Below are 11399 nucleotides of genomic sequence, written 5' to 3'. Positions count from 1 at the left end.
ATTTTCTGGCCGGGGGAATTGATTTTAACGAGGTCGCTGAGGAGGTTAGTCAGGGTTAACTCGCAAGCCGCGCCTGCCGTTCCCCACGGAACCAATGACACACAAGCGGCTTTCTATAGTGGTATCAAGCGTAGGTTCCCGGCAAGGGAAACGGGCTCCTGCTTTCTTGTCAATGGCATCACCGTGAACAAGACAATTCAAACTGTCGAGAGTGCCGCAGCGGGCAGCACTTTCCTCATCGAAGACGTCTATCCCCTGATCGACGGCGGGCGCTTCCCCGTGAAGCGGATCGCGCGCGAACCGGTCGAGGTCTGGGCCGACATCTACCGCGACGGCGACGCCGTGATCGGCGCAGCGCTGATCTGGCGACAGGAGCAGGACCGCGAATGGCAGAGCGAGCCGATGATCCCGCACGGCAATGACCGCTGGTCAGGCGCGTTCACACCGGTCGAGCCCGGCAAATATGTCTATGCGATCGAAGCCTGGACCGACGAATTCGCTACCTGGTCGCACGCAGTCGCGCGCAAGCAGCGCTCCGGTGCCGACGTCACGCTCGATGCGATCGAAGGCGCCGGCCTCCTAACCAAGGCGCATGGCGCGCAGCAGGACGCCGCCGCCGTCATCGTCAGGCAATGCGAGGACTATCTTCAGACCGGCGACGTTGCCCCGCTGCTGGCGACCGAGCTCGGCGCAGCCATGGCCGAGAGCCAGTCGCGGCCTGATCTCACGCGCTCGGCGCTATTCCCGCTGCACGTCGACCGCGACAAGGCGCGCTTCGGCGCGTGGTATCAGATGATGCCGCGCAGCCAGAGCGTGGTGCCAGGACAGCACGGCACGCTCCGCGACTGCATCGCGCGCGTGCCCGACATCGCCGCAATGGGCTTCGGCGTGCTCTACTTCACGCCGATTCACCCCATTGGCCGCACCCGGCGCAAGGGCCGCAATAATGCGCCGGTAGCGGGCGACGGCGATCCCGGCTCGCCCTATGCGATCGGCGCCATCGAGGGCGGGCACGATGCGCTGCATCCCGAACTCGGCACGATCGAGGATTTTCGCGCGCTGGTCGCGACCTGCCTGGAATACGGCCTCGAACTCGCGCTCGACTTCGCCGTGCAATGCTCGCCGGACCACCCGTGGCTGACGCAGCATCCGGAATGGTTCAAATGGCGCCCGGATCGCTCGGTGCGGACGGCTGACGGGCCCTATTCCGATATCGTCATCCCCGATTTCGCGTCGGTCGACCGGGCTGGCTTGTGGAACGCGTTTCGCGACGCCATGCTGTTCTGGATCGACCACGGCGTCACCATCTTCGCCATCGACAATCACGACACAGCGCCGATCGCCTTCTGGGAGTGGCTGATCCGTGACATCCGCCGCCGGCATCCCGAGGTGATCCTGTTCTCCAAGACGTTCGCGCGCCCGAAGCTGATGAAGGGCCTCGCCAAGCTCGGCTTTGCACAATCGTTCAGCTATTTCCCCTGGCGCACGGCGAAGTGGGAGCTGGAGCAATATCTCGGCGAGCTGACGCGCTATCCCGAACGTGATTTCTATCGGCCGAACCTGTTCGTGAATACGCCCGATCTCTTGCCCTATCATCTCCAGGGCGGCGAGACATGGGCGTTCAAATCGCGCGTTGCGCTGGCCGCGACCTTGTCCGGCAATTATGGCGTCTATAGCGGGTTCGAGCTGCTGGAGCACGACGCGATCCCCGGCCGCGAGGAATATCTCGACTCAGAGAAATACCAGATCAAGCAGCGCGACTGGAACAAGCCCGGCCATATCAAGACCTACATCGCGGAGCTCAATCGCATCCGCAACGAGAATGCTGCGCTTCAGCAGACGGCGAACCTGCGCTTCCTCGGCATCGAAGACGGCGAGACGATCGCCTTCGTCAAGGAAGCGACCGATCCGGCCAACATCATCGTGATCGTGATTGCACTGTCGCGCGACGTGCGCGAATTCTGGTTGCCGCTCGGCGACGTCACGGTTGACGCCGGCGGGCAGCGACACCATGTGTCGGCGCTCGAAAACCTCCTCACCGGCGAACAGGCCCGCATCGAATGGGGCGGGATCAGGTTGCGTATCGATCCCGAGCGCGATCCGGCGCTGCTGTTCCGCTGCCTGGCGTAAAGGCGCACGCCATGAACGTATTGTCTTCCGTCGACACCAAGAAAGCCGAGGCTGCCGAGATCGTGGATGAACTCTGGTACAAGGACGCCATCATCTATCAGCTTCACGTCAAGGCGTTTGCCGATAGCAATCATGACGGCATCGGAGACTTCGCAGGGCTGACCGAGAAGTTGCCCTATCTGCAGGAGCTCGGCGTCACCGCGCTGTGGCTGCTGCCGTTCTATCCTTCGCCCGGCCGCGACGACGGCTACGACATCGCCGACTACGGTGCGGTCAATCCCGATTTCGGGACGATGAAGGATTTCAAGCGCTTCATCCAGGAAGCGCAGAAGCGCGGGCTGCGCGTCATCACCGAGCTCGTCGTCAACCACACCTCGGACCAGCACAATTGGTTCAAGCGCGCGCGCCGCAGCCCTCCGGGCTCGAGCGCCCGCAACTGGTATGTCTGGAGTGATACCGACCAGAAATACCAGGGCACCCGCATCATCTTCACCGACACCGAGAAGTCTAACTGGACCTGGGATCACGAGGCCGGCGCGTTCTATTGGCACCGCTTCTTCTCGCACCAGCCGGATCTCAATTTCGACAATCCGCGCGTCGTCAGCGCCCTGATCCAGGTGATGAAGCGCTGGCTGGACGCCGGTGTCGACGGCTTCCGTCTGGATGCCATTCCCTATCTCTGCGAGCGCGAAGGCACCTCGAACGAGAACCTCCCCGAGACGCATGCCATCATCAAGCGGCTCCGCCATGAGATGGATTCCTACTCCAAGGGCAAGTTGCTGCTGGCGGAAGCCAACCAATGGCCGGAGGACGTGCAGGAATATTTCGGCCGCGGCGACGAGTGCCACATGGCCTATCACTTCCCGCTGATGCCGCGCATCTACATGGCGATCGCGCAGGAGGACCGCTTCCCCATCACCGACATCCTGCGCCAGACGCCGGACATTCCCGCAAGCTGCCAATGGGCGCTGTTCCTGCGCAACCATGACGAGCTGACGCTGGAGATGGTGACCGACGTCGAGCGCGACTATCTGTGGACCACCTACGCCAACGATCCGCGCGCCCGCATCAATGTCGGCATCCGCCGGCGCCTTGCGCCGCTGATGGACAACGACCGGCGCAAGATCGAGCTGATGAACTCGCTGCTGCTGTCCTTCCCCGGCACGCCGATCATCTATTACGGCGACGAGATCGGGATGGGCGACAACATCTATCTCGGCGACCGCAACGGCGTGCGTACGCCGATGCAGTGGAGCCCGGACCGAAACGGCGGCTTCTCGCGCTGCGACCCGGCCCGCCTCTATGCGCCGCTGATCATGGATCCCGTCTACGGCTACGAATCGGTGAACGTGGAGGCGCAGTCGCGCAGCCTGTCCTCGCTGCTCAGCGCGACCAAGCGCCTGATCTCGGTGCGCAAATCCACGCTCGCCTTCGGCCGCGGCACCATGACCTTCATCCGCCCGGCCAACCGCGCCGTGCTCGCGTATGTCCGGCAGTACCGTGACGAGGTGATCCTCTGCGTCGCCAATCTGTCGCGCGCGGCCCAGGCCACCGAGCTCGATCTGTCGCCCTGGAAGGACCGCATCCCGCAGGAGATGCTCGGCCGCACGCGTTTTCCGGCGATCGGCGAACTGCCCTACATGGTCACGCTGGGGCCCTATGGCTTCTACTGGTTCCAGCTCACCGAGCGCGACAAGTCCGAGCCGGTGATGCCGCGCGCTGTCCCGGAATTCGAGACGCTGGTGGTGCCGGTGAACTCGACCTGGGTGTCGCTGGCGCGCGAGCGCGGCGTGTTCGAGCATGAGGTGCTGCCGGGATTCCTGTCGCGCACGCGCTGGTATCCGGAGCACAATCCCAAGCACATCAAGCCGACGCTGACCTCGGCGGTGCCGTTCTGCGACATCGGCGACAACAGGCCCTGGATCGCGTTCTTCGAGGCGGCGCAGGGCGACGTCACCACGCGCTACGTGCTGCCGATGCAGATCGAATGGGTGCGCTTCGACCGCGAACGCTTCAATCCCAGGGCGCTCGCCGCCGTGCGCCAGGGTGCCCGCGAAGGCACGCTGCTGGACGTCGCAACCGAGCAGATCTTCATTGGCCTGTTCCTGCGCAATCTGTCGCAGAACCTGGTGGTGGAAGAAAACAATCTGCGGCTGGAGTTCAAGGCGACCAGCCGGTTTGCCGAGTACACCATCAAGGAGCCCGAACGCATCCGCGCGATCGAGCAGTCGAACAGCACCGCGCTGGTCGACAACCAGTATGTCGCCAAGATCTATCGCCAGCTCGAAGCCGGCATCAATCCGGAGATCGAGATCGGCTCGTACCTCACCGAAATCGCCCGCTTTGCCAACACGCCGGCACTGCTCGGCAGCGTCGAGCTGGTCGAAGACGACCGTCGCAGCGCAGTCGGCGTGCTGCACGCCTATGTCGAGAACCAGGGCGACGGCTGGGGCGTCACCGCGGGCTATCTCGACCGCTATATCGACGAGCAGCGGGTGCTGCCGCCGGGCGAGATGCCCCGCGAGACCCAGGAGCAAGCGCCCTATCTGCACTTCATTACGCAGATCGGCCGGCGGCTTGCCGAGCTGCATGTGGCTCTGGCCGCCGCAAAGCCAGACGATCTCGTGCCGGAGCCGATTGGCTCCGCACAAATCAAGCGCTGGTCATCCGAGCTGAAGGCACGGGCCGAGCGGGTCTTCGAGCGGCTGGCCAGCAGCAGCGACGGCCTGCGAGAGGCAGATCGGCCGCTGATCAATCACCTCGCCGCGCAGCGGGCGTCCCTGTCCGGCCGGCTCAACGCGCTATTATCTTCCGAGATCGGCGGGTTGAACATCCGTCATCATGGCGACTTCCGCCTCGGGCAAACTCTGATCGTGAAGGACGATATCTTCATCATCGACTTCGACGGAGATCCGCGTTTGCCGCTGGCCGACAAGCGGCGCAAGCTGCCTGCGGCGCGCGACGTTGCCGGCCTGATCCGCTCGATTGATCTTTCGGTTAACGCGGCGCTCCACCGCGCGCTCACGGGTGCTTCCGACGAACAGGGCCGGCTTACGGCTGCCCTCGACGAATGGCGCGAGCGCACCACCGCGACGTTCCTCACCGCCTACCGCGAAGCCATGACCGATCGGCGGCTGTGGCCGGAAGATCCGCAATCCGCGGCAGGCCTGTTAAGGTTTTTCCTGCTTGATCAAGCGTTCGAGGAAGTAGAGTACGAGCTGTCCCACCGGCCTGAGGGGCTCCATGCGCCGCTGTCCGGACTGCTTCGCATTCTGTCCAGTATCGAGAGCGAAGCCCATGCCTAAACTCCCTGCCGAGGCCTATGCGATCATCGAGGGTCGCCACTCCGATCCCTTCCACTATCTCGGGCTGCACCCCGAGGGCGACAAGAGCGTGGTGCGCGCGTTTCTTCCCGACGCCTCCAATGTCGAAGCGGTGGGCGAGCACGGCGAGGTGGCGAAGCTCGATCGCGTCCATGATGCCGGCCTGTTCATCGGCGCTCTCCCGAACGGCGCGAAGCACTACCAGCTCCGCGCCAAGTTCGGCGACAACGTCATCGAATTCGAGGACACCTATCGCCTTCCGCCGATCCTGACCGATTTCGACCTCTATCTGCTCGGCGAAGGCACTCACCAGCGCCTTTACGACAAGCTCGGCGCGCATCCGATGCGGCTCGAAGGCATCGATGGCATCGGCTTCGTGGTGCTGGCGCCCAACGCCCGGCGTGTCTCCGTGGTCGGCGACTTCAACTTCTGGGACGGACGGCGCCATCCGATGCGGGTGCGGGGCGCGGGCTATTGGGAATTGTTCATCCCGCACGCCAAGGCCGGCGACCACTACAAGTTCGAAATTATTGGACCGCATGGCCATCTGCTTCCGCTGAAGTCCGATCCGATGGCGTTTGCGAGCGAGGTGCGGCCGAAGACCGCTTCCATCGTGTTCGACGAAGCGCATCTGCCACGGCCGCGACCGGCGCCCGATGGCATCAACGCGTTGTCCGCGCCGATGTCGATCTACGAGGTCCATCTCGGCTCGTGGCGGCGCAAGAACGGCAATGAATGGCTGACCTATCGCGAACTGGCCGAGCAGCTGCCGGCCTACGCCCGCGACATGGGCTTCACCCATCTCGAATTCCTCCCCGTCAGCGAGCATCCTTTCGACGGCTCATGGGGCTATCAGCCGACCGGCCTGTACGCGCCAACCAGCCGCTTCGGGACGCCGGAGGATTTTGCCGCGCTGGTCGATGCCTGCCACCGCGAGGGCGTCGGCGTGCTGCTCGACTGGGTGCCCGGCCACTTCCCGGACGATCCGCACGGGCTCGGTAGTTTCGACGGTACAGCGCTATACGAGCACGCCAATCCGCTCCAGGGCCGCCACCTCGATTGGGGCACGCTGATCTACAATTACGGCCGCACCGAAGTGACGAACTTCCTGGTCTCGAACGCGCTGTTCTGGCTCGAGCGCTACGCGATCGACGGACTGCGCGTCGATGCCGTCGCGTCCATGCTCTACCTCGACTACAGCCGTCCGCCCGGCGCGTGGATTCCGAACCAGCATGGCGGCCGGGAGAACATCGAGGCGATCGCGTTCCTGCGCCGCTTCAACACCGAGCTGTTCGCGCGTTTCCCGCAGGCGACCACGGCCGCCGAAGAGTCCACCGCCTGGCCGCAGGTCTCGCGCCCGGTCGAGTTCGGCGGGCTCGGCTTCGGCTACAAGTGGAACATGGGCTGGATGCACGACACGCTGAACTACATCAGCAAGGACCCGATCCACCGCAAGCATCATCACGGCGACATCCTGTTCGGCCTGCACTACGCCTTCTCGGAGAACTTCGTCCTGCCGCTGTCGCATGACGAGGTCGTGCACGGCAAGCGCTCGATCCTGGGGCGCATGCCCGGCGACGAATGGCAGCGCTTTGCGAACTTGCGTGCCTATTACAGCTTCATGTTCGGCCATCCCGGCAAGAAGCTGCTGTTCATGGGCGCCGAGATCGCGCAAAGCCGCGAGTGGAATCACGACCAGTCGCTCGACTGGCACCTGCTCGAGTACAAGCCCCATTCAGGCATCCAGGCGCTGATCCGCGATCTCAACCGGCTCTATCGCGCGGTACCCGCCCTGCACCAGATGGACTGCGAGCAGGCCGGCTTCGAATGGCTGATCACCGACGACGCCAACCGCAACGTGTTCGCCTGGCTGCGCAAGGGATTTGACGAGCACGCCCGGTGCATGGTGATCGTCAACTTCTCACCCAACGTCTATCGCAACTACCGCGTCCGCGCGTCCCTCGGTGGCAAGTGGAAGGAAGTGTTCAACTCGGACTCCGCCCATTACGGCGGCAGCAATGTCGGCAACATCGGCGAAGTCCATGCCGTCGATGGCGAGCTCCGCCTCACCATTCCGCCGCTCGCCGCGATCTTCCTCGTTCCGGAAAGCTGAACGATGCGCCTGACTGCTGGATCGCCCGCACGCCTCGGCGCAAGCTGGGACGGACGCGGCACCAATTTCGCGCTGTTCTCCGCTAACGCGCAGAAGGTCGAGCTGTGCCTGTTCGACATGCAAGGCCGCCGCGAACTCGAGCGCGTCGAGCTGCCGGAGCGCACCGAGGATGTCTGGCACGGCTATCTCAACGACGTCTCGCCCGGCCAGCTCTACGGCTACCGCGTGCATGGCCCCTACGAGCCGGAGCACGGCCACCGCTTCAACGCCAACAAGCTCCTGCTCGATCCCTATGCCAAGCGGCTTTCCGGGCGGCTGGTCTGGAGTGACGCGCATTTCGCCTACCGCACCGGAAGCCCGCGCGAGGATTTGTCGTTCGATCGGCGCGACAATGCGCGCGGCATGCCCAAGGCCGTCGTCGTCGACGAGACTTTCAACTGGGGCCGCCGCGAGATCCGGCCCAACATTCCCTGGGAAGACACCATCATCTACGAGGCCCACGTCAAGGGACTGACACAGAAGCGCGATGACGTGCCGCCTAATTTGCGCGGCACCTATGGCGGCCTGTCCTCGCCGGCGATGATCGAGCACCTGAAGAAACTCGGCGTCACGACGGTGGAGCTTCTGCCGGTGCACAGTTTCGTCGATGACCGCATCCTGGTGGAGAAGAAGCTCGCCAATTACTGGGGCTACAACACGCTGTCCTTCTTCGCGCCCGAGCAGCGCTACGCCCAGGACAACGCCCTCGATTCCTTTCGCACCACGGTCGCACGCCTGCACGATGCCGGCATCGAGGTGATGCTCGACGTCGTCTACAACCACACCGCCGAGGGCAATCACCTCGGCCCGACGCTGTGCTACCGCGGCATCGACAACGCCTCCTATTACTGGCTGAACCGCGAGAACCCGCGCTACTACGACGATTTTACCGGCTGCGGCTCGTCGGTGAACCTCACCCATCCGCGCGTGCTGCAGATGGTGATGGATTCCCTGCGCTACTGGGTCGAGGTCTGCCACGTCGACGGCTTCCGTTTCGACCTCGCCACCACGCTGGCGCGCGGGCCGAACGGTTATGATCGCGGCAGCTCGTTCCTGACCGCGATCCGCCAGGACCCGGTGCTGGCGAGCGTCAAGCTCGTCGCCGAACCCTGGGACCTCGGCCTCGGCGGCTATCAGGTCGGCGCATTTCCCTCGCAATGGTCGGAGTGGAACGACCGTTACCGCAGTGCCATGCGCCGCTACTGGAGCGGCGAAGGCAGCCTGATCGGCGACATCTCCAGCCGCATGACGGCGTCCTCCGACCTGTTCAACCACGACGGACGGCGGCCGCGCGCCAGCGTCAACCACATCACCGTGCATGACGGCTTCACCCTCGCCGATCTCTTCAGCTACAACGAGAAGCACAACGAGGCCAATGGCGAGGACAATCGCGACGGCTCCAACGACAACCACAGCAACAATTGCGGTGTCGAGGGCCCGACCGACGATCCGCAAATCGTCAGCTTGCGCCGTCAGCTTCGCAAGAACGTGCTGGCTTGCCTCATGCTGGCGCAGGGCATTCCGCTGATCCTCGCCGGCGACGAGGTTGGGAATTCGCAATCTGGCAACAACAACGCCTATTGCCAGGACAACGAGGTTGGCTGGGTCGGCTGGGACAATCTCGGCAAGGACGGCGACGACATGGTCGATTTCGTCGCCGAACTCGCCGATATCCGCCGCCGGTTCTCGCAGCTTCGCAGCCATCGCTGGCTCGACGGCCGCCCCAAGGACGGCATCTCCTATGGCGCGCTGTGGCTGACGCCGGCCGGCGACGAAATGACGGAAAATGACTGGAAATTCCCGGAAGGGCGGTTTCTCTCCTATGTGATGGGGCCGATGGAACCGGGCAGCGCCGCGATCTTTATCGTACTGAACGCAGCCCCCGAAGAGATCGCATTCAAATTGCCAAAATTGACCGAATACAAGAGCTGGCAGCAAATCCTCAACACGACCGACGCCAAGCTGAACACGGTCGACTTCCTGCCCGGAAGCGACAGCAAGGCGCCGCCGCGCTCCGTGCTCGCTTTCGCGGGGGCGCTATGAGGCCATCCTTCGGGGCGAGGCCGACAAAGGACGGCGTGTCGTTCCGGCTGTGGGCGCCTGCCGCGCGCCGTGTCGATCTCCTGCTCGACAGACGACACGCGATGCAGCGCCGGCAGGATGGCTGGTATGTCGCCGAGATTGCCAATCTGCCCGTCGGCAGCACCTACAAATTCAGGATCGACGACGAGATGGACGTGCCCGATCCGGCGTCTGCATTCCAACCCGACGACGTATTCGGCCCGAGCGAGGTGATCGATCATGACGCCTTCGCCTGGCGCGCATCCGATTGGCGCGGCCGCCCCTGGGAAGAGACGGTGCTGATCGAGACGCATGTCGGCACCTTCACCGCGGAAGGCACCTATCGTGCCATGATCGACAAGCTCGATCATCTCGTCGCGACCGGCATCACCGCGGTCGAGCTGATGCCGCTGGCCGACTTCGCCGGTCGTCGCGGCTGGGGTTATGACGGCGTGCTGTGGTACGCGCCCGACAGCGCCTATGGCCGTCCCGATGATTTGAAGACGCTGATCGACGAAGCACATCTGCGCGGGCTGATGATGTTCCTCGACGTCGTCTACAATCATTTCGGCCCCGAGGGAAATTACCTCGGCCGCTATGCGCCGGCCTTCTTCACCGACGCGCACACGCCGTGGGGCAGTGCGATCGATTATCGCGTGCCGCAGGTTCGCGCTTTTGCTGTCGAGAACGCGCTGTCGTGGCTCAGCGACTATCGCTTCGACGGCCTGAGGCTTGATGCCGCCAATCACATCATGGCGATCCCAGGCGAGCAATCGATGCTGCAAGATCTCAGCGTCGCCGCGGGCGAGCTTGCCAAGGCGACGGGGCGGCATATCCATCTCGTGCTGGAGAACGGCGACAATCGCGCGAGCCTGCTCGACGCCGCGCAGGAGCCTCCGAACGGCAAATATCGCGCCCAGTGGAACGACGACTACCACCACGTCTGGCACGTGATGCTGACGGGCGAGCTCGCTGGCTATTACGCGGACTATCAAACACCGCGCCTCGATCTCGCACGCGCGCTCGCCTCCGGCTTCGTCTATCAGGGCGAAATCTCTGAATTCTGGGGCAAGAAGCCGCGCGGCGAGGACAGCGGCGAGCTGCCGCCGGCAACCTTCGTCAACTTCCTGCAAAACCACGACCAGATCGGCAACCGGCCGCTCGGCGACCGGCTCGAAAGCCTGGCATCGCCCCAGCAGATCGAAGCAGCCCTCGCGGTGACCCTGCTCGCGCCGATGGTGCCGATGCTGTTCCAGGGCGAGGAGTGGGGCTCCACCGCGCCCTTCCCGTTCTTCTGCGACTTCCAGGGCGGACTGGCTGATGCCGTGCGCAAGGGACGCAGGCAGGAATACGCCTGGGCCTATGAGACGTACGGCGACGAGGTGCCCGACCCGCTCGATCCGGCAACGCCGCAATCGGCCGTGCTCGACTGGACCGGCCACACGCCGGAGCAGGACGCACGTCTCGCGCTGGTGCGGGAGCTGCTCGCACTCCGCCACAAGGAGATCGCGCCACGACTGAAAGGTGCGCGCTTCGGTGATTCCGCCGTGGCCGATAGCGGCCTGCTCACCGCACATTGGCACATGGGAGATGGCGCGACGTTGCGCCTCGTGGCCAATCTCTCCGACAAGGACATTGCGTATTCCGACGGCGGTGGGGGGACCCTGATCTGGGGCGGCGCGACCGGCGACCGGCTTGCGCCCTGGTCGGTGGTCTGGCTCCTCGGAGGTTGA

At 64.2% G+C, this 11399-nt stretch carries 5 protein-coding genes; all 5 read left to right on the top strand.

What is annotated here, in order from left to right:
- Positions 1-183: 183 nt before the first annotated feature.
- Genes AC0L2J_RS18130 through treZ form a run of 5 tightly spaced genes read left to right on the top strand, consistent with a single transcriptional unit; the run spans position 184 to position 11399 of the window.
- The gene (locus AC0L2J_RS18130; RefSeq protein WP_473392682.1) at positions 184-2130 is read left to right on the top strand and encodes a maltotransferase domain-containing protein; all 1947 of its coding nucleotides are present in this window, start codon (positions 184-186) and stop codon (positions 2128-2130) included.
- An 11-nt stretch (positions 2131-2141) separates the two neighbouring features.
- Positions 2142-5435 (top strand): maltose alpha-D-glucosyltransferase, encoded by a 3294-nt coding sequence (gene treS, locus AC0L2J_RS18125; protein WP_473392679.1) that lies wholly within the window; start codon positions 2142-2144, stop codon positions 5433-5435.
- Positions 5428-7566 (top strand): 1,4-alpha-glucan branching protein GlgB, encoded by a 2139-nt coding sequence (gene glgB, locus AC0L2J_RS18120; RefSeq protein ID WP_063995113.1) that lies wholly within the window; start codon positions 5428-5430, stop codon positions 7564-7566. The genes treS and glgB overlap by 8 nt, the downstream gene beginning before the upstream one ends.
- Positions 7567-7569: 3 nt before the next feature.
- Entirely contained in the window at positions 7570-9648 is a 2079-nt protein-coding gene (gene glgX / locus AC0L2J_RS18115) for a glycogen debranching protein GlgX (protein WP_473392677.1), read from the top strand.
- On the top strand, positions 9645-11399 hold the full coding sequence (treZ, locus tag AC0L2J_RS18110; protein ID WP_473392674.1) for a malto-oligosyltrehalose trehalohydrolase: 1755 nt from the start codon (positions 9645-9647) through the stop codon (positions 11397-11399). The genes glgX and treZ overlap by 4 nt, the downstream gene beginning before the upstream one ends.

The sequence above is a fragment of the Bradyrhizobium sp. MV1.5 genome, from assembly GCF_055807615.1.
Note: the sequence above shows the minus strand (reverse complement) of the source record. Positions and strands in the feature narration are given on the sequence as shown.